Source organism: Bacteroides sp. 43_46, from assembly GCF_001915455.1.
GTDB classification, from domain to species: Bacteria; Bacteroidota; Bacteroidia; order Bacteroidales; family Bacteroidaceae; genus Bacteroides; species Bacteroides caccae.
The window spans coordinates 1-20,059 of record NZ_MNQN01000141.1 but is presented as its reverse complement, the minus strand read 5'-3'; the positions used below and the strand labels follow the sequence as shown (position 1 = coordinate 20,059).

The 20,059-nt window shown below is 45.4% G+C and carries 14 protein-coding genes and 1 pseudogene; 13 read left to right on the top strand and 2 right to left on the bottom strand.

The features are described from left to right. Window positions 1–368: 368 nt before the first annotated feature. From BHV72_RS17885 to BHV72_RS17865, 5 genes are all read left to right on the top strand, one after another. Window positions 369–2,498, top strand: coding sequence for a BT4734/BF3469 family protein (locus BHV72_RS17885; RefSeq protein ID WP_055256144.1), 2,130 nt, complete (start codon window positions 369–371; stop codon window positions 2,496–2,498). Between the two features lie 143 nt (window positions 2,499–2,641). Continuing rightward, complete coding sequence (locus BHV72_RS17880; protein WP_005677029.1) at window positions 2,642–4,477, top strand: ABC transporter ATP-binding protein; 1,836 nt, start codon at window positions 2,642–2,644, stop codon at window positions 4,475–4,477. A gap of 38 nt (window positions 4,478–4,515) precedes the next feature. Then, a complete protein-coding gene (locus tag BHV72_RS17875) occupies window positions 4,516–6,501 on the top strand; it encodes an LTA synthase family protein (protein WP_286857281.1) in 1,986 nt (661 codons plus the stop codon). A 7-nt stretch (window positions 6,502–6,508) separates the two neighbouring features. Beyond that, the gene (locus BHV72_RS17870; protein ID WP_005677032.1) at window positions 6,509–6,889 is read left to right on the top strand and encodes a GtrA family protein; all 381 of its coding nucleotides are present in this window, start codon (window positions 6,509–6,511) and stop codon (window positions 6,887–6,889) included. After that, window positions 6,886–7,836 carry a glycosyltransferase family 2 protein gene (locus tag BHV72_RS17865; RefSeq protein WP_286857278.1) on the top strand — a complete coding sequence of 317 codons (951 nt, stop codon included), beginning with the start codon at window positions 6,886–6,888 and terminating at the stop codon, window positions 7,834–7,836. The genes BHV72_RS17870 and BHV72_RS17865 overlap by 4 nt, the downstream gene beginning before the upstream one ends. Before the next feature lie 42 nt (window positions 7,837–7,878). Here BHV72_RS17865 and BHV72_RS17860 read toward each other — a convergent pair whose 3' ends face one another. Continuing rightward, window positions 7,879–9,576: an ArnT family glycosyltransferase gene (locus BHV72_RS17860; RefSeq protein ID WP_122295653.1), complete on the bottom strand. Its 1,698-nt coding sequence runs from the start codon at window positions 9,574–9,576 to the stop codon at window positions 7,879–7,881. An 83-nt stretch (window positions 9,577–9,659) separates the two neighbouring features. Continuing rightward, window positions 9,660–10,289, bottom strand: coding sequence for a ribonuclease H1 domain-containing protein (locus tag BHV72_RS17855; protein WP_005677036.1), 630 nt, complete (start codon window positions 10,287–10,289; stop codon window positions 9,660–9,662). A 140-nt stretch (window positions 10,290–10,429) separates the two neighbouring features. On the opposite strand from BHV72_RS17855, the gene BHV72_RS17850 reads away from it, so the two are divergent. The 8 genes and pseudogenes from BHV72_RS17850 to BHV72_RS17815 form a co-directional block, all read left to right on the top strand. Beyond that, window positions 10,430–11,032 carry a nitroreductase family protein gene (locus tag BHV72_RS17850; RefSeq protein ID WP_022041888.1) on the top strand — a complete coding sequence of 201 codons (603 nt, stop codon included), beginning with the start codon at window positions 10,430–10,432 and terminating at the stop codon, window positions 11,030–11,032. Between the two features lie 62 nt (window positions 11,033–11,094). Continuing rightward, window positions 11,095–11,622, top strand: coding sequence for a shikimate kinase (locus BHV72_RS17845; protein ID WP_005677038.1), 528 nt, complete (start codon window positions 11,095–11,097; stop codon window positions 11,620–11,622). Window positions 11,623–11,797: 175 nt separating this feature from the next. Next, window positions 11,798–14,296, top strand: coding sequence for a tetratricopeptide repeat protein (locus tag BHV72_RS17840; protein ID WP_055170045.1), 2,499 nt, complete (start codon window positions 11,798–11,800; stop codon window positions 14,294–14,296). Between the two features lie 9 nt (window positions 14,297–14,305). Continuing rightward, complete coding sequence (locus tag BHV72_RS17835) at window positions 14,306–16,072, top strand: HSP90 family protein (RefSeq protein ID WP_286857274.1); 1,767 nt, start codon at window positions 14,306–14,308, stop codon at window positions 16,070–16,072. Window positions 16,073–16,080: 8 nt separating this feature from the next. After that, window positions 16,081–17,151, top strand: a complete 1,071-nt coding sequence (locus tag BHV72_RS17830; protein ID WP_005682410.1) for a hypothetical protein — start codon at window positions 16,081–16,083, stop codon at window positions 17,149–17,151. A gap of 70 nt (window positions 17,152–17,221) precedes the next feature. After that, on the top strand, window positions 17,222–19,114 hold the full coding sequence (gene speA, locus BHV72_RS17825; RefSeq protein WP_005679213.1) for a biosynthetic arginine decarboxylase: 1,893 nt from the start codon (window positions 17,222–17,224) through the stop codon (window positions 19,112–19,114). 2 nt (window positions 19,115–19,116) lie between these two features. After that, complete coding sequence (argB, locus tag BHV72_RS17820; protein WP_005679215.1) at window positions 19,117–19,890, top strand: acetylglutamate kinase; 774 nt, start codon at window positions 19,117–19,119, stop codon at window positions 19,888–19,890. Window positions 19,891–19,951: 61 nt separating this feature from the next. Continuing rightward, a pseudogene (locus tag BHV72_RS17815) lies at window positions 19,952–20,059 on the top strand (RNA polymerase subunit sigma-70); the annotation flags it as partial.

Sequence of the window (20,059 nt, the reverse complement as noted above, 5' to 3'; positions counted from 1 at the left end):
TTAGTTGTTTATACGTAAATAATAGTTTAATTTCATATTGGATAAGGTTATCCGGCATTAGGCAAACAGAGTTGTGCTGACTATGAGAAATACTCTGAAAAACAATGAGAAATACCCGAATTTTGAGCCGAAATGTGGAATAAACTATGAGAAATGCCTGTTTGAAAAAGTATTTCTCATAGTACATCTATTTGATTGACTACACTTTAACTGAAAAGTATGAGAATATGAGAAATGAAATTGAAAAATCTTTTCTGGTAGAAAGAAGAACCAGCGCTTTTAAAATTTGTTTGTATGGAATATTTACAGTACTTTTGTCTCCGGTAATAATCGCCCTACACAAACATGCAGGACAAACTAAATAAGTAATGAGAATAACACAAATTAGAGACGACGGCAGAGTGAACACTTTGCGGACGTTGAAAATCGAACAGCTCGTGGAGCAAATGAAAGTGGAAACTAAAGCACAACTCGTCTCAGGAATGAGAGAAGTCCTGCCTTATATATTTCCGGGAGATAAAAATGACTATGTACAGAAAGTGCCGAAGTTGCTTCCTGCGGCTGCCTTTGTCCGTAAGAATGGGGTAATGACAATGGACGAGTACAACGGAGTGGTGATGCTTCAAGTGAACAATCTCTCCGGACCTATGGAAGCGGATGAGGTGAAAGAACGTGTGAAGGAGTTTCCGCAGACCTATCTTGCTTTTACCGGTTCTTCCGGAAAGTCGGTAAAGATATGGGTACGCTTTACTTATCCTGACGATCTTTTGCCGGGCAACCGTGAGCAAGCGGAACTTTTCCATGCGCACGCTTACCGGCTCGCCGTGAAATTTTATCAACCGCAGCTTCCTTTCGATATCGACTTGAAAGAACCTTCACTGGAACAATATTGTCGTCTGACCTTCGACCCCGAACTGTATTTTAATCCCGAAGCGATGCCTGTCTATATGAAACAGCCTATGGCTATGCCGGGAGAAACGACCTATCGCGAACAGGTGAAGGCGGAAACCTCGCCTTTGCAACGGCTTGTACCGGGATATGAGAGTTATAAAGCTCTTTCCGTACTTTTTGAGGCGGCTTTTGCGCGGGCTTTGGATGAGCAGCATGGCTATCAGCCGGGAGATGATATACATTCCTTGCTGGTTTGTCTGGCCGGACATTGTTTTCGTGCCGGTATTCCCGCAGAGGATACAGTGCGGTGGACTCGTGCCCATTACCGCTTGCCGGATGATGAATTTCTGATCCGTGAGACAGTGCAGAATGTATATCGCACTTGTAAAGGGTTTGCGGATAAAAGCAGTCTGCTGCCGGAACAACTGTTTGTGATGCAAATGGATGAGTTTATGAAACGTCGTTATGAGTTTCGTTTCAATCAGTTGACCTCGCAAGTGGAATGCCGGCAACGGAACAGTTTTGATTTTTATTTTCGTCCGGTAAATAAAAGGCTGATGGCAAGTATTACCATGAATGCGCAATACGAAGGGCTTAAATTGTGGGACAAAGACGTGGTGCGTTATCTGAACTCAGATCATGTACCGGTTTATCAGCCTATTGAAGAGTTCCTTTATGATCTCCCCCGTTGGGACGGCAAAGATCACATCGGAGATCTGGCAAAGCGGGTTCCTTGCAATAATCCCCATTGGGCACAGTTGTTCCGTCGTTGGTTTCTCAGCATGATAGCTCATTGGCGTGGACTGGGTAAAAATCATGCAAACAGCACTTCGCCTATATTAGTCGGTCCGCAGGCTTACAGGAAATCTACGTTTTGCCGCCTGATTCTACCGCCGTGTTTGCAGGCGTACTATACGGATAGCATTGACTTTAGCCGGAAACGGGATGCGGAGTTGTATCTGAATCGTTTTTTGCTGATTAATATGGATGAGTTTGACCAGATAGGTATCAATCAGCAGCCTTTCCTTAAACATATCATGCAAAAGCCGGTCGTTAATACACGGCGCCCGAATGCTTCGGCGGTAGAAGAACTTCGCCGTTACGCTTCTTTCATCGGAACAAGCAATCATAAGGATTTGCTGACAGATACTTCCGGCAGTCGTCGTTATATAGGTGTGGAGGTTACGGGAGTGATTGATGTGGTTCGTCCTGTTGATTATGAACAGCTTTATGCGCAGGCAATGGCGGCGCTCTATCACAATGAACGGTATTGGTTTGACGAAAAGGAAGAAGCCATTATGACGGAAGCCAATCAGGAGTTTGAACAGTCACCGCTTATCGAACAGCTGTTTCTTGTGTATTACCGCGTTGCGGACGATGAGGAAGAAGGAGAGTGGATACTTGCTGCCGATATATTGCAACGGATACAAAAGGCGAGTAAAATGAAATTCTCTTCCGGTCAGGTGAACTATTTCGGACGTATTCTGCAACGGTTGGGAGTGAAATCGTACAGGAAAACGCGCGGAGTTTATTATCATGTGGTGGCTGTCGCTCAAAAAGAGATACAGGGCAATTGCGAAAGACTTGCCGGAAGGAAGACTTTATGACTCGGGAAATGAGAGTTTGTCGGATATATGATCGCTTTCTTACAAGCTCTTTTCGATAAATCGCGTTAATAATTCGGTGAAACTGCTGTCTGTTAATCGGTTTTATTGTATCTTTGCGGTCTTAACTTATTTAATGGCAAGTAATGAAGGAATTTCTACAATTGATGCGACGTTTTGTGTCGCCTTATAAGAAGTATATCGGCTGGGCTGTTTTGCTGAATATTTTATCTGCTGTATTCAATGTGTTTTCATTCACTTTTTTGATTCCTATTCTGAGTATCCTGTTCAAGACGGAAGGGGCTGATAAGGTCTATCATTTTATGGAATGGGGAAGTGGTGATTTGGCCGATGTTGCTAAGAATAACTTCTATTATTATATCAGTCAGATGATAATAGATAATGGACCTACTATGGCGCTTATCTTTTTGGGACTGTTCCTGATGATTATGACATTGTTTAAAACCGGTTGTTATTTCGCTTCTTCGGCTGTAATGATTCCGTTGCGTACAGGAGTGGTGCGTGATATCCGTATTATGGTGTATGCCAAGGTGATGCGTCTGCCGATGTCATTCTTCTCGGAAGAGAGAAAAGGAGATATTATCGCTCGTATGAGCGGGGACGTGGGTGAAGTGGAAAACTCCATTACCAGCTCGTTGGATATGTTGATGAAGAGTCCGATTATGATTATTCTGTATTTTGCGACACTGGTCATCACCAGCTGGCAGTTGACTCTCTTTACGATCGTTGTGTTGCCGGGAATGGGCTGGCTGATGGGTGTGGTAGGACGAAAACTGAAACGCCAGTCTTTGGAGGCGCAGAGCAAGTGGAGCGATACGATGTCGCAACTGGAAGAAACGTTGGGTGGCTTGCGCATTATCAAAGCTTTTATTGCGGAAGACAAAATGATTAACCGTTTCACCAAATGCAGCAACGAACTTCGTGACGCGACAAATAAGGTTGCCATACGTCAGGCTATGGCGCATCCTATGAGTGAGTTCTTAGGAACGATTCTGATTGTAGCTGTGTTATGGTTCGGCGGTACATTGATTCTGGGACAAAACGCATCGATTGACGCTCCGACATTTATCTTTTATATGGTGATCTTGTATAGCGTAATCAATCCGTTGAAAGATTTTGCGAAGGCAGGATACAACATCCCGAAAGGTCTGGCTTCAATGGAGCGTGTAGACAAGATTCTGAAAGCTGAGAATAAGATCAAAGAAATTTCGAATCCGAAACCGTTGAAGGGACTGAATGACAAAATTGAGTTTAAGGATATCACTTTCAGTTATGACGGTAAACGGGAAGTGTTGAAGCATGTGAACCTGACAGTTCCTAAAGGTCAGACGATCGCACTGGTAGGACAGTCGGGCTCGGGTAAATCGACGTTGGTGGATTTGCTGCCACGCTATCACGATGTGCAGGAAGGAGATATCACAATCGACGGAACCAGTATACGTGATGTTCGTATTGCCGATTTGCGCAGTTTGATCGGTAACGTGAATCAGGAAGCAATCTTGTTTAATGACACATTCTTCAACAACATCGCTTTTGGTGTGGAAAATGCAACAATGGAGCAAGTGATAGAAGCTGCCAAGATTGCGAATGCACACGATTTTATCATGGAGAAGCCGGAGGGATATAATATGAATATCGGTGACCGGGGCGGTAAGTTGTCCGGTGGTCAGCGTCAGCGTATCAGTATTGCCCGTGCTATCTTGAAGAACCCGCCGATTCTGATTCTGGATGAGGCTACTTCGGCACTGGATACCGAATCGGAACGTCTGGTACAGGAAGCGTTGGAGCGTTTGATGAAGACGCGTACAACGATTGCCATTGCTCACCGTCTTTCTACTATTAAGAATGCGGATGAAATCTGCGTGCTCTATGAGGGAGAGATTGTAGAACGCGGCAAGCATGAGGAACTCATTGAACTGAACGGATATTACAAACGCTTACACGATATGCAGCAACTGTAACGGAATAATTATAATGGAACTTTTTTAAGTTGAATCTAATGAAAGGAATCTCTATAAAACGTTTTGAGTGCTACCTCTTATATCTGTTATCCATACACGTGGCAGCTCTCTTCATTTTCTTTATTTTCCGGTTCACACTGTTCTGTTCCATTGACTATCAATTCCCGGCAGAAATAAAGGGAGATGTTCTTTTGCAGTCCGGTGCTTTCCTCCGCGGACTCTGGTTTGACAATGTAATAGCTTGTTATATCCTGTTGCTCCCTCTGGCTGTTTTGTGGATAGCCGCTCTTTGTAACTACACCGCTAAATGGCTGTTTAGGTTTACAACGGTTTATTTTAGTTGTTTTTATTCGGTATCTTTTGTTATCGCTGCTGCCAATATTCCATATTTTGAATATTTCTTCAAAACGATTAATTCTTCTATTTATAATTGGTTCGGCTATGGCGGTACAACAGCTGGTCTGATGTTTGGGGAGTCTTCTTACTATTTTCCGATATTCCTCGGACTCCTGTCTATCGTGGTATTTGTTTGGGGAGCTTCTTCCCTTACATCCTATTTCTATCGTAGGGCAGAAAGGGCTGCACTACAGATAAGTCTGTTGAGCCGGGTAGCTGTGTTGGTAGCAGGTGCAATTTGTATCGGGCTTTGCCTGTTCGGCATTCGTGGGCGTATGGGATATAACCCGATAAAAGTAAGTCAGGCATATTATTGTGAAGACCCGTTCCTGAATCAGTTGGGAGTGAATCCCGTCTTTAATCTGCTGACAAGTACACTGGATGATAACCGGGAAGAAAACCGGACTCTGCATCTGATGTCTGAGGAAGACGCTTTATCAAAAGTACAGAAATATTTGCATAGGCAAGGAATTGACCGGTTGTCTCCGATCGCACGGAAAGTAGAACGGGAAGGTACGCCTAATCGCAGGAACGTAGTTCTGGTCTTTATGGAGTCTATGTCCGCCAATCTAATGGGGACTTTTGGATCGGATAAGAAACTGACTCCCTATCTGGATAGCCTTTATCAGCAATCTTTGAGTTTCAGTCATTTCTACTCCTCCGGTATTCATACCAATCATGGTATTTATTCCACGCTTTATTCTTTTCCGGCTATCATGAAACGGAATGCCATGAAAGGTTCTGTGATTCCTGTCTATTCGGGACTGCCTACCGTATTGCAGGAGAACGGATACTGTAACCTGTTCTTTATGACTCACGAATCGCAGTACGACAATATGAATGCTTTCCTTCGCACGAACGGCTTCGACGAAATCTACGCTCAGGAGAATTATCCTTCGGAAAAAGTAGTGAACAGCTTCGGTGTGCAGGATGACTTCATGTATCAGTATGCACTTCCTATTTTGAATGAAAGGGCCGGGACGGGGAATCCGTTCTTCAGCGTATTGCTGTCTATCAGCAATCATCCCCCTTATGTGATTCCGCCCTATTTTCACCCGCATAGTGATGTGCTCGAAGAACAGATTGTAGAATATGCCGACTGGTCTATCCGGCAGTTTATGCAGGCTGCGGAAAAACAGCCGTGGTTTGACAATACGATTTTCGTTTTTCTGGGCGATCATGGCAAAATGGTGGGAACACCTGAATGTGAAATGCCCCAGTCTTATAACCATATCCCTCTGATGATTTACGGGAAAGATATCAAGCCGGGGGTATACGACGGTTTTGGTGGGCAGGTGGATGTATCTCCTACGTTGTTGGGGCTGCTTAACATAAGTTACCTGCAAAACAATTTCGGTGTCAATCTGTTGGAAGAAGAACGTCCTTGTATGTTCTTTACGGCGGATAATCTGATCGGGGCAAGAGACTCGGTGAATATGTTTATCTATTCGCCGGACAGCCAACAGGAATTCAAGTACAAACTGGAGGAAGGTAAGCTCCACGCTGCCACTGGTACTGATGAGGAGGCTTTCCGGAACTTGAAGGATTATTGCTTCTCTATGCTGCAAAGTACGGAATCCCTGGTAAAAGAACACAAGACATTAGATAAAGTATCCGTCAAGAAGTAAGTGCTTTATGAAAACAAAGCCGTTGGTGAAAGAGTTTATACGTTTTGGCGTGGTCGGCGTGCTGGCTACGGCATTGCATTATGGGATTTATTATTTCCTGCAATCTTTTATCAACGTCAATGTAGCCTATACGACGGGATATGTAATCAGTTTTATTGTCAACTTCTATCTGACTTCTTATTTTACGTTCGGAACCACTCCGTCATGGAAAAAGTTGGTTGGTATGGGAGGGGCGCATCTGGTTAATTATTTGTTGCATATCATTCTGTTGAATGTATTCCTCTATCTGGGAGTTTCTAAAGCATGGGCACCTGTGCCGGTGTTTGCGATAGCGATTCCTGTGAATTTCTTATTTGTTCGGTTTGTCTTTAAACATAAAAAGCTATGAACGGCGTGAGACTTGTGATTGTAGTTCCTTGTTATAATGAGGAAGAAGTATTGAAAGAAACGACTCGTCAGCTATCTGATGTGCTTGCCCGAATGGAGCAGGAAGGGAAGGTGGCCGAAGGAAAGATTTTGTATGTGGACGACGGAAGCAAGGATACTACCTGGAAACTGATAGAGCAATTGTCTGAATCTCATAGGTGTGTGGCAGGCTTGAAACTGGCGCATAATGTCGGGCATCAGCAGGCTCTCTGGGCGGGATTGGATTTTGTGGCGGCCGGCGATTATGATGCGGCTGTATCTATCGACGCTGATTTGCAGGATGATGTGAATGCTATTGTGGAAATGGTGGATTATTATAATCAGGGGGCCGATGTGGTGTTCGGTGTACGGCGGGAACGTAAAACGGACACGTTCTTCAAGAAACATACCGCGCAGATGTTCTACAAACTGATGCGGACAATGGGCGGGGAGATTGTTTACAATCATGCGGATTTCCGTCTGATGAGCAAGCGCTCCCTGAAGGCATTGGTGTCTTTCCCCGAACGTAATCTTTTCCTCCGGGGCATGGTGTGTATGCTCGGATATCCTACCGCTTCTGTCTATTACGACCGCAAAGAACGTTTTGCCGGTGAATCGAAATATCCGTTCACGAAGATGTTGAACTTCGCCCTGGACGGAATCACTTCTTTCTCTGTCAAACCATTACGCCTGATTACCACATCCGGGCTTATCTTTATGCTGGTTTCTTTCCTGGCCATTATCTATGCTTTGGTGGAGTTTATTGGCGGAGACGTAATCCGAGGCTGGACTTCGCTACTCATTTCTGTCTGGTTTATCGGCGGCGCTATCCTGACTGCCGTCGGAGTGGTCGGTGAATATATCGGTAAAATATATAAGGAGGTGAAACGCCGTCCGCGTTATCTGATAGAAAAAGAAGTAAACCTGTAACGGGTTTACTTCTTTTTCTGTTATTCTATGCTGATCCTATGGCTATTTTCTCTTGAAACGATACAGGTAAATAATGTCACGGATGTCACATCCTCTTTTCGTGCTCTGATATACTTCTTCAAAAGTATATTCGGATTCATATTTGGGCTTGAAACCTTCAAAATCGCGTCGTCCTACCAATAGATAGCCTTCGGCCGGCATATCCTTTTCAAACAATCCTATCTGGTCGTTGTGATAGAAATTGACCGTGTAGAAACGGAGCATATCGACAGCTACATAAGAATAGATCTTGCTGCCCGAAGCTATTTCCCGGATATCTTCCGCCATTCCTTTGTCCGATTTGGTGTTCAGTATGGCGGGCTGGTAAGCACCATCCAATGACATGAAAAGCGAGAATGTAACGAAAAGAGTGGCATACACTACGTTCATTCCCGGTTCTTTTTTCCCGATTGTCCGGAAGAAATAGATGGCTGCAATTAATGGCAGGCAGATGACGATGATGTGGCCTGCGTTGAGTGAGATATTTGCCAACGCGTTCATGAAGGCTATATTCTCGGCGGCGTGTCTTCCGTGGAAAATACTGTCGGGCACTAATCCTAACCGCACGGCTATAAATGTGACAAGGAGAAGAATAGCGGCGACGGAGAGAAATCCGCCGTATATCTTAACTGCTTTTGAGTTTTTCCGGACCAGATACATGATATATTCAGCAAGGAAATAGGCGATGAACGGATAAATGGGTAACAGGTAAACACTGCGCTTGCTCTTTGGGATGCAGTAAAAAACGAAAATGAGAACAATGCTCAATAAAGAGAACAAGCGGGTGCTGTCCATTTCGCGGATATATGTTGTGAACCTCTGCCACCATTCGCGGGGTTTTCCGGTTATTTTCCCGTATGTAAGGCTGAATAAGGAAAGCAGAACCAACAATGTGTAAGGGGCATAGCCGGATACGACTGTAATGATATTGTAGTAAGCAGGATTCTCATGGGATTCGTAGCTCATTTTTCCCATGAAACGACCGAAATTCTCCTCCATAACCAGTGAGATGAAATTATCTCCTCCCTGTTGGTAGGCAGCGATGTACCAAAGGGCGGGCAGGATACAGGACGTAATGGCTACCAGCGCCATCGAGAAAAAGGCTTTGAAGAAACTGGTACCCCGGATCAGCAGAAAGACCCCGGTGACCATGCAAGGCAGGAGGATACCTACGGGACCTTTGGTTAGTGTGGCACATCCCATAAACAAGGTGGCTATCCAGGGGAATCCTTTTTGCCCTTTCTCACACCAACGGTAGAGTTGGTAGAGCGCGAGTACGATAAAAGCGGTCAGCATCATGTCAACGCGGCAGTTCATACCGGCACGGTGGACTTCAAAATTAGACAGGGTAATTAAGCCCATAAAGAGGGCGACTGAAGCTCCCCTGCGTTTGGCGTAGAATAAGAATCCGCCTAACACCATAGCTATCAGTGCCAATGCAGAGGGCATACGTGAAGTGTATTCCGTTACTTTCCCGGCAATAGAGGAAAGGGCGGCAATACACCAGTGAAACAAGGGCGGCTTGTAGGCGATGTCCCCGCCGTTGTTGACGGGAAGCGTCCAGTTACCGGTTTCAATCATGGAGTATGCAACGATTGCTTCGCGGGGTTCCCCTTTGGTATGGAAATCCGTTAATCCCATAAAAGGGAGAAGAGTAACGACGCAAACGACCGCTAAAATAATAAATTGCTTATTTTTCATACATTTATTGATGTGTTTGGATACAAAAATCTATCTTGGGTTCAAAGATAAAAATATATTTTGGGGTGTTTGGTCTTTTTGTCTTATTTTCTGCCAAAATCTGCCGGAATCTCTCCCCATTCTTTGGTTTCCCATTTCAGAATACGGGTGGTGTATGTGTTTTCCCGAAGCCATTTCTCCGCACGTTCTATCAGTTTGAACAGTTCCTCTGTTTCTGCGGTACGCGGAAGCTTGGTCTTACATTTCTTTTGCCGCACCCAACTGATTGCATTGACGCTGTCACTGTAAATGGGCATATCGAATCCCTTCTGTTTCAGCAAAGCCAGTCCGTGTACGATAGCGAGGAATTCGCCGATATTATTCGTTCCCTTCGTCGGGCCAAAGTGGAAGACTTCCTGGCGGCTGGCTATGTGGACTCCGCGATATTCCATAGGACCGGGGTTGCCGCTGCAGGCAGCGTCCACCGCCAGACTGTTGTCAATCACGCAGGCGGGCAATGTTTCCGAAGAAACTTTCTCGCTTTTCTTCTTGGCGTTTTTTCCGATATAGGCGTAAGGGGAGGTGGCCAGTGCGCGTTCCGCTTCTTCGCGGGTGTCGAATGATTTGTATTTGGCGCCTTCGTATCCTTTGATTTGAAGCTGGCAGTCCGTCCAGGATGTGTAAACCCCGGGCGTCACGCCTTCCCATACAACGTAGAATTTCTGTTTAGCCATTTTTCCTTTTTACAATGAATTGATGTCTGTATATTGACAGCGCGAAGGTACAAATATATTCTCTAACTGAACAAGTCAACAGAGCTACTTGTTATAAAAATAAGAGAGTTTAAGAATATAACATTTAGAAAGGAGCTATTATGGAAAGATCTTTTAGTGAAGCTTTGAAACATCGCCGGACTTACTATTCAATTACTAATCAGTCGCCTATCCCGGATCAGGAGATTGAGTGTATCGTCAATATGACCGTACGCCACGTGCCGTCTGCATTTAATTCGCAGTCTACGCGGGTGGTACTTTTGTTAGGGGAATCACACAAGAAACTGTGGAAGATTGTGAAAGATGCGTTGAAGAAAATTGTGCCCGCGGAGGCTTTCGTAAAGACGGAAGAAAAAATAGATAACTCGTTCGCTTGCGGATATGGGACTGTGCTTTTCTTTGAAGACCAAAAGGTAGTGAAAGGACTTCAGGAGGCTTTCCCATCCTATCAGGATAACTTCCCCGGCTGGTCGCTGCAAACTTCGGCCATGCATCAGCTGGCTATATGGGTCATGCTGGAAGATGTCGGTTTCGGAGCGTCACTGCAACACTATAATCCGTTGATTGACGACGAGGTGCGTCGTGCATGGAATCTGCCCGGACATTGGCATCTGATTGCGGAAATGCCGTTCGGACTTCCTGTGACTAAACCGGGTGAAAAAGAGTTTCAACCGCTCGAAGAACGGGTGAGGGTATTCAAATAACTTCGTTTTTAATACTTGGATTTTAATAAAATGACTAATTTTGTGAGCAAAATTAGTCATTTATGGTTCGTATCTTCCTTACCGGCTATATGGGTGCCGGAAAAACGACATTGGGTAAGGCATTTGCCCGTAAGATGAATGTACCGTTCGTTGATCTCGATTGGTATATTGAGGAGCGTTTTCACAAAACTGTTGGAGAGCTGTTTACCGAACGTGGTGAAACCGGATTCCGGGAATTGGAGAGGAATATGCTCCATGAGGTGGCCGAGTTCGAGAATGTGGTAATCTCTACGGGGGGGGGAGCGCCTTGTTTTTTTGATAATATGGAATTTATGAACCGGGTGGGGAAGACGGTATTTCTGGATGTTCATCCCGATGTGTTGTTCAGACGGTTGCGTATCGCCAAGCAACAGCGTCCCATACTTCAGGGAAAAGAGGATGATGAATTGAAAGCGTTTATCATCCGGGCACTGGAACAACGGGCTCCTTTCTACACGCAGGCGCAATATATTTTCAATGCCGACGAACTGGAAGATCGCTGGCAGATCGAAACAGCCGTGCAACGATTGCAGGAATTGTTGGGACTATAAGCTATTTTACTTTCACGAGTCATGTCAACCACATGGTTTCTCCCTTTTCTTTTTATCTGCTCTTTATCTTTTTGGGTTCTCTTTTTTGTTCATTCAGTCAATATTTGTACCTTGGCGCTCGTTACGAGATTTTTCTATTGACTATTAACACAAGAAAGAAGATAAAGAGACTGTTATGGGAACTTTGAAAGAGAAATTCGAGGAGTTGTCCGCCGGGATTAAAGCCTCTGGGAAACCTGCTGCGGCATGGTTTCCGAAATATACATCTACTTCATTATTAAATGCTGATAACTGGTGGGAAGCATTGGCTGTATGCGAATATGCGTTGGACACCCGGGAGGATGAGAAACTGACGGAAGGTTTCTTTGAATTGATATTCAGTGCATTCGACTGTAATGTCGAAGTCGATCTCAGCGAAGAAGAATATGAGTTCTGGTGGGAGAAGGTGATGCAGGTGTGCGAACGTGTGGCTGTGTTCAGCGGAGCAGGCTGGGCGCAGAAAGGTGCACAGTACTCCGAGGCCCGCTATGGAAAGCGGGATATGAGCTATTTGTTCCCTTGCTACGAGAAGGCTGCCGATATGGGCTGGGGTGAAGCGGAAGCGACTGTTGCCTATTGGCGGTATATGGGGTTTTATTGTGAGCAGGATAAGGAAGAAGGAGAACGACGTTTTGCGGCTCTTTCTTCACCCGAAGCTATTCTTTGGGGGAAACATTATCGCGCTTTTGCCGAAGAGTTTACGGGCAACAAGGAGAAAGCGTTGCAGATACGGCAGGATTTGCTTGCCGAACTGCCCGAAGGCGACCGTTTGCGTGCTCATGTGTATGCGGCAATGGGAGACGCACTCGACAGGGGAGAAGGCAAGATAGCCGAGGAAGCTGCCTGTTATGAAAAGTCTTTGGAAATCGTTCCCAATCTATATAGTCTGAAAAATCTCGCTACTCTTTATTTCCGTTATCCCGAACTGGGTAAACCGAAAGAACTGGCTTTCGAAATTTGGGAGAAAGCCTGGCATGCCGGAGTATGGTCTGCCGCCAACTTCCTGGGATACAATTATCAGGAGGAGGAATGGCTTGATCTGCCTAAAGCAATAGAATGGCTGGAGAAGGGAATGCTTTATTGCGAGTTGTATAGTGCGTATGAGTTGGCATTGATTTACTTGTACAATGATGATTATAAGAATGTGGAACGTGGGCTGATGTGTCTCGAACGTTGTGTGGAAGGTGATTATATAGAAGGTATCGAAGGACTGGCGAATGTATATTTCAACGGTGATCTGGTGGAAGAAGACATGAGTCGTGCAAAACAGTTGCTGGAAAAGGCGCTCGAACTGGGTTCGGGAAATGCGGCCTATCGTTTGGGTTGGATGTATGAACGTGGCTTTCTGTCTGAAGAACCGGATTATGTGAAAGCTATGGAATATTACGAGAAAGCAGCTGAACTGGATAATGTGGACGGATACTGCCGTGCAGCGCTTTACTTGGCTAACGGATATAGCGGTGTGACGGATGCGGTGAAGTCGAGAGAATATTACGAGAAAGCGGCCGGAATGGGTTCATGTTTTGCATTGGTAGAACTGTCATTCTTATACGAGAATGGCAACGGAGTGGAAAGAAGCTATGAGAAGGCTTTTGAACTCTGTGAAAAAGCGGCACAGGAAGGCTATCCTTATGCAATGTTCCGCATAGGTCTTTATCTGGAAAAAGCTGTATTGGGTGAGGCGAAGCCGGAGGAGGCATTTGCCTGGTATACAAAAGCTGCCATGGCGGATGAAAATGAAGGAATCTTTGCTCTGGGACGTTGTTACAAACAGGGAATCGGTACGGAGGAGGACTGGGACAAGGCACTCGAGTGGTTCGGAAAGGGGGCAGAGAAGAACGAATCCCGCTGTCTGACTGAATTGGGGCTGGCTTATGAGAACGGTAACGGTGTGGAGGAAAACCCGCAAAAGGCTGTGGAATATATGACACGGGCAGCGGAACAGGATTATGGTTACGCCCAGTTTAAAATGGGAGATTATTATTTCTTCGGGTGCGGTCCTTGTTTGGAAGATAACAAGAAAGCCGTGGAATGGTACGAAAAGGCTGTTGCGAATGAGATTCCTATGGCGATGCTGCGCATGGGGGATTATTATTTGTATGATTATGATAGTCTGAACGAGTCGGAAAAGGCGTTTGCTTACTTTAAGAAGGCTGCCGAATACGAATGGTATAACGAAGGACTGGGTATCTGTTACGAAATGGGTATCGGTGTAGAGGATAATGAGACGGAAGCCTTTAAATATTATACACTGGCTGCGGATAACGGTAATGTGACGAGTATGTATCGTACCGGGCTTTGCTATTACAACGGAGTGGGTGTGAAGCAGAATTATGCGGAGGCTTACCGTTGGTTTACGGATGCAGCCGGTAATGAGAATATCGGTGCCGCATATTATCTGGGTAAGATGCAAATGTATGGCGAAGGCTGTACGCCTGACCCGGAAGCGGCTGTGCAATGGCTGTTGAAAGCTGCCGAAAAGAATAATGATAAGGCTCAATTTGAACTAGGAAACGCTTACCTGACGGGAAATGGTGTGGAAGAAAACGATGATATAGCAATGGAGTGGTTCGAGAAGGCTGCTGAAAATGGTAACGAAAAGGCCCTTAAGATCACCGGAAGGAGGAGAAAATAGTAAGTAGGCATGGAGAAAGAAGGGAATAATCTGTTTCAAGTCAATCTCAAAGGAATGATTGCCTTGTTGTCAGAGCATATTTATAGTAATCCGAATACCTTTGTCCGTGAGTTGTTGCAGAACTGTGTGGATGCTATTACAGCTTTGCGCAATATTGACGAGAATTATGCAGGACGTATTGATGTCTTTCTGAATGATGACAAAACGGTGATATTCCGCGACAATGGAATCGGGCTGAAAGAGGAGGAGGTATATCGTTTCCTTACCGTTATCGGGGAAAGCTCGAAACGGGATACGCCCGATGCGGATGACTTTATCGGAAGGTTTGGTATTGGTTTGCTGTCTTGTTTTGTAGTGACGGATGAGATCAAGGTGGAGAGCCGGTCGGCAATGGGTGGGCAGGCTGTCTGTTGGTGTGGTAAGGTGGACGGTACGTATGAACTGACGTCACCCGCCGAAGAACGTCCTATCGGCTCGCAGGTGGTATTGCATCCCAAGAATGACTGGATGCATCTTTTTGAATATGATACATTTAAGAAGATATTGGTCGGCTATGGAGAGGTGTTGCCATATCCTGTCTATCTGCATCATCAGGATGAGGAAGAGTTGGTGAATACGCCTTCGCCTGTATGGCTTGACCCGAAGGCAACCCGCAAGGAACTCCTTGATTACGGGGCGAAAGTTTTTCAATCATCTGCGCTTGATGTTTTTCGGATACGGACTGAAAGCGGCCGGGTGGAGGGAGTGCTTTATGTGTTGCCTTTCCGGACGCAGTTCTCTGTGCGTAACTCTCACAAAGTGTATTTGAAGCGTATGCTGTTGAGTGAGGATGATTGTAACCTGTTGCCGCAGTGGGCTTTCTTTATCCGTTGTCTGGTGAATGCGGATGGGTTGTTGTCTACCGCTTCACGCGAGTCTCTGGTAAGCAATGATTTGCTGAAGGATGCCCGCAAGGAGATAGGTATGGCTATCAAGGAGTATTTGCGGGGACTGGTGCAGAACAACCGGGCTATGTTTAATAAGATACTGGACGTGCATCATTTTCACATCAAGGCGATTGCTTCGGAAGATAATGAGTTGCTTCGTTTGTTTATGGATTATCTTCCTTTTGAGACGAATAAGGGGGTACGGAGCTTCGGGAGTATCCGTTCGACGGACAATGTGATCTGTTATACCAGGAATCTGGAGGATTTCAGGCAGGTACGCCGTATTGCCGGAGCACAAGGAAGGTTGGTGGTTAATGCCGCTTATACGTTTGATGAAACGTTGTTGAAAAAGTATGCCCGCCTGAATCCGGAACTGACTTTGGATGAAATATCCCCTTCGAGATTACTGGAACAGTTTGGGGAGGTAGAAGCCAAAAAAGAGTTCCGGGCTTTTGAGGCGAAGGCGAACGAGTTGTTAAAGCGTTTTGGCTGCGTCTGCCGGTTGAAGCACTTTACTCCGGTGGATATTCCGGTGATATTTGTGGCAGAGGAGAAAGAGAGTACGACCAAGAGTACCAATAATCCGTTAGCGGCTGTGTTGGGGACTGTCAATACGACCAGGCAGATACCTCCGACGCTGACATTTAATGCGGATAATGAAATGGTCCGCACTTTACTGCAAATACAGGGAGATAATAAAATGTTTCAGCATGTGGTACATATATTATATGTACAGTCACTCCTTCAGGGTAAGTATCCTGTGAACAGTGAGGAAATGGAACTTTTCAACCACTCGCTCAGTGAATTGATGACTGCTAAAATGAATGATTTTATAAATTTCCTGAATTAAGAAAGCGTATGAAATACACACTTGAAATACAAAAACTGCTGTTGCAGGCACAGAATAAAAACCTGCATCCCCGTGAGAAAGCTAATTTGTTGAAAGAGGCTATCCGCATCGCTGATGAAAACGAAGATGTGGAATGGGCAACGGAAATGAGGCTGGACCTCATTTATGAACTGAACCTTCTCTCGGCGGACACTGAGGAGATTGCCGTGTTCTCTAAGATTCTGGATGATTATGAGAATCATAAGGATGTGATCAAGGAGGATGATCTGCTGTGGAAGTATAAATGGATATGGTCTTCGACTTTTGATATTCCGGAGATTCCAATGGAACAGGTGGAAGCCGTAGGGGAGGATTATAAGACCCGTATCTTGCGGAACGGATATTCTTTGCGGAGTTATTATCAGCGCTGGTCGGTGGAATGCACATGGATGAGGCAGTATGACAAGGCAAAGGAATATATTGATAAGATGCTGGCGGAGAAAATGGACGACCAGTCGTGTGAGGCTTGTGAACTGAACTTTATGTTGGATTATTATCTGGAAACGGGAAAATTTGATGAGGCTTATAGCCGGGCGCAGCCATTGATTAACAAACAGGTGACTTGCTATGAAGCTAACCTGCGTGCTTACCTGAAGCTTGCTTATTATGCACAAAAAGCGGGTAAGCCGGATATTGCCGCCGATATGTGTACACGTGCCGAAGAAGCGTTGGCCGGAAGAGAGAAGGACGAGTATCTGTTGCTCTATATGGGGCTGTTTATCGCTTATTATTTGATGACGAATCCGGAGCGCGGCTGGGAGTATGCCGAACGGTGCATTGACTGGAGCCTGCGTACCAATACGTTGAAGAAATATCGTTTCTCCTGTGATATGGTGGAGGCCTTGAAGTATGAGATGCGTCCGGAGGTTCATCTGGCTTTGCCGGAGGAGTTCCCTCTTTACCGCGCGGACGGGGTTTACTCTGTCAGCGAATTACGCCGGTATTTCTATCAGCAGGCTGAAGAACTGGCACAGCGCTATGACGCCCGTAACGGAAACAGCGGATATATGGACCGACTGAAAGAAATAATGTCTAATTAATTGGCAACATGTAGATAAATCTGTATTTTTGCCGTCCAATTATTTACTAAAAACACTGAATTACAGAAAAATGAGAAAGTGGCGTATTGAAGATTCTGAGGAACTCTACAACATTACAGGTTGGGGAACCTCGTACTTTGGTATTAATGACAAAGGTCATGTTGTTGTTACACCGCGTAGAGATGGGGTAGCTGTTGATTTGAAAGAGTTGGTCGACGAGTTACAACTGAGAGATGTAGCGGCTCCCACGTTGGTGCGTTTTCCGGATATTCTGGATAATCGTATTGAAAAGATGTCGTCCTGCTTTAAACAGGCAGCCGAAGAATACGGTTATAAGGCGGAGAACTTTATTATCTATCCGATTAAGGTCAACCAGATGCGCCCTGTGGTGGAGGAGATTATCAGCCACGGAAAGAAATTCAATCTCGGACTGGAGGCGGGTTCTAAACCTGAACTGCATGCTGTGATTGCTGTTAATACGGATTCTGACTCATTGATTGTATGTAACGGCTATAAAGACGAGAGTTACATTGAACTGGCTTTGCTTGCCCAGAAAATGGGTAAACGTATCTTCCTTGTTGTGGAGAAGATGAATGAGCTGAAACTGATTGCAAAAATGGCGAAGCAGTTGAATGTGCAACCTAATATTGGTATTCGTATTAAACTGGCTTCTTCCGGTAGCGGAAAATGGGAAGAATCGGGTGGCGATGCCAGCAAATTCGGGCTGACTTCCAGTGAGTTGCTCGAAGCACTCGATTTCATGGAAAGCAAGGGATTGAAAGATTGCCTGAAACTGATTCACTTCCATATCGGCAGTCAGGTGACGAAGATCCGTCGCATCAAGACCGCCTTGCGTGAGGCTTCACAGTTTTATGTCCAACTTCATGCTATGGGGTTCAAAGTGGAATTTGTGGATATCGGCGGCGGACTGGGAGTTGATTACGACGGAACCCGGTCGTCCAACAGCGAAGGCAGCGTGAACTATTCTATTCAGGAATATGTGAATGACTCGATTTCTACATTGGTGGATGTCAGCGATAAGAATGGTATCCCCCACCCGAATATTATTACCGAAAGCGGACGCGCATTGACTGCACACCACTCTGTGCTTATCTTTGAAGTGTTGGAGACTGCCACTTTACCCGAATGGGATGATGAAGAAGTAATCGCTCCGGACGCACATGAACTGGTGCAGGAATTATATGGCATTTGGGATTCGTTGAATCAGAATAAAATGTTGGAGGCATGGCATGATGCGCAACAGATTCGTGAGGAAGCGTTGGATTTGTTCAGTCACGGAATTGTCGACTTGAAAACCCGTGCACAGATTGAACGCCTGTACTGGTCGATCACACGTGAGATTAATCAGATTGCCGAAGGCCTGAAACATGCGCCTGACGAATTCCGAGGATTGTCCAAGCTGCTTGCGGATAAATATTTCTGTAACTTCTCACTGTTCCAATCGTTGCCGGATTCCTGGGCGATAGACCAGATATTCCCGATTATGCCTATTCAACGGCTGGATGAAAAACCGGACCGCTCGGCTACTTTGCAGGATATTACCTGTGACTCCGACGGTAAGATTGCGAACTTTATCTCTACCCGTAATGTAGCTCATTATCTGCCTGTACATAGCCTGAAGAAAACAGAACCTTATTATGTAGCTGTTTTCCTGGTAGGTGCTTATCAGGAGATTTTGGGGGATATGCACAACTTGTTCGGTGATACGAATGCAGTGCATGTCTCTGTGAACGAGAAAGGATATAATATCGAACAGATTATTGACGGAGAAACGGTGGCGGAAGTATTGGACTACGTGCAGTATAATCCGAAGAAGTTGGTTCGTACGCTCGAAACTTGGGTGACGAAATCAGTAAAGGAAGGCAAAATCTCTTTGGAAGAAGGAAAAGAATTCCTTTCCAACTACCGTTCGGGACTTTATGGATATACGTATTTAGAATAAAAATGAGAGAAAAACTAACTGTAATTAAGGTGGGTGGCAAAATCGTAGAAGAGGAAGCCACCCTTCGTCAGTTGTTAAACGACTTTGCCGCTATTGAAGGACATAAGGTGCTGGTGCACGGCGGAGGCCGTTCGGCTACAAAGATAGCCGCACAACTGGGAATTGAAAGCAAAATGGTCAATGGCCGCCGGATTACTGATGCGGAAACGTTGAGGGTAGTGACAATGGTGTATGGCGGTTTGGTGAATAAGAATATTGTTGCCGGGTTGCAGGCGTATGGTGTCAACGCGCTGGGATTGACCGGAGCGGATATGAACGTGATACGTTCGGTGAAACGTCCGGTGAAAGAAGTTGATTACGGTTTCGTCGGCGATGTGGAGAAGGTGGATGCTTCTCTGTTGTCTGACTTGATATACAAAGGTGTGGTGCCGGTTATGGCTCCGTTGACACACGACGGACAAGGGAATATGCTGAATACGAATGCGGATACTATTGCCGGAGAGACGGCAAAAGCTTTGTCGGGCCTGTTTGATGTGACATTGGTGTACTGTTTCGAGAAAAAAGGTGTACTGCGTGATGAGAATGATGACGATAGTGTAATTCCTCAGATTACCCGTGCAGAATTTGAACAATACGTAGCCGATGGCGTTATTCAAGGAGGTATGATTCCGAAACTGGAGAATTCTTTTGAAGCAATAAATGCTGGGGTGTCTGAAGTGATAATTACCTTAGCATCAGCGATTAACGGCAACGGAGGAACCCGGATAAAAAAATAATTCAAAAAAAAGTAGTGGGCGACTGTAACTTTTCGAATCCTAGCCCGTCATTATTATAGAGATGCAAGAAATCAGCTTCCGAAACGATATTTTGCCGTTGAAGGACAAACTCTTTCGATTGGCGCTCAGAATCACCCTGGATAGGGCAGAAGCCGAGGATGTCGTTCAG

What these genes read in the sequence shown, in the direction of transcription:
- BHV72_RS17885 (WP_055256144.1), top strand. Translation starts at nt 369, where the DNA reads ATGAGAATAACACAAATTAGAGACGACGGCAGAGTGAACACTTTGCGG.
- BHV72_RS17880 (WP_005677029.1), top strand. Translation starts at nt 2,642, where the DNA reads ATGAAGGAATTTCTACAATTGATGCGACGTTTTGTGTCGCCTTATAAG.
- BHV72_RS17875 (WP_286857281.1), top strand. Translation starts at nt 4,516, where the DNA reads ATGAAAGGAATCTCTATAAAACGTTTTGAGTGCTACCTCTTATATCTG.
- BHV72_RS17870 (WP_005677032.1), top strand. Translation starts at nt 6,509, where the DNA reads ATGAAAACAAAGCCGTTGGTGAAAGAGTTTATACGTTTTGGCGTGGTC.
- BHV72_RS17865 (WP_286857278.1), top strand. Translation starts at nt 6,886, where the DNA reads ATGAACGGCGTGAGACTTGTGATTGTAGTTCCTTGTTATAATGAGGAA.
- BHV72_RS17860 (WP_122295653.1), bottom strand. Translation starts at nt 9,576, where the DNA reads ATGAAAAATAAGCAATTTATTATTTTAGCGGTCGTTTGCGTCGTTACT.
- BHV72_RS17855 (WP_005677036.1), bottom strand. Translation starts at nt 10,289, where the DNA reads ATGGCTAAACAGAAATTCTACGTTGTATGGGAAGGCGTGACGCCCGGG.
- BHV72_RS17850 (WP_022041888.1), top strand. Translation starts at nt 10,430, where the DNA reads ATGGAAAGATCTTTTAGTGAAGCTTTGAAACATCGCCGGACTTACTAT.
- BHV72_RS17845 (WP_005677038.1), top strand. Translation starts at nt 11,095, where the DNA reads ATGGTTCGTATCTTCCTTACCGGCTATATGGGTGCCGGAAAAACGACA.
- BHV72_RS17840 (WP_055170045.1), top strand. Translation starts at nt 11,798, where the DNA reads ATGGGAACTTTGAAAGAGAAATTCGAGGAGTTGTCCGCCGGGATTAAA.
- BHV72_RS17835 (WP_286857274.1), top strand. Translation starts at nt 14,306, where the DNA reads ATGGAGAAAGAAGGGAATAATCTGTTTCAAGTCAATCTCAAAGGAATG.
- BHV72_RS17830 (WP_005682410.1), top strand. Translation starts at nt 16,081, where the DNA reads ATGAAATACACACTTGAAATACAAAAACTGCTGTTGCAGGCACAGAAT.
- speA (WP_005679213.1), top strand. Translation starts at nt 17,222, where the DNA reads ATGAGAAAGTGGCGTATTGAAGATTCTGAGGAACTCTACAACATTACA.
- argB (WP_005679215.1), top strand. Translation starts at nt 19,117, where the DNA reads ATGAGAGAAAAACTAACTGTAATTAAGGTGGGTGGCAAAATCGTAGAA.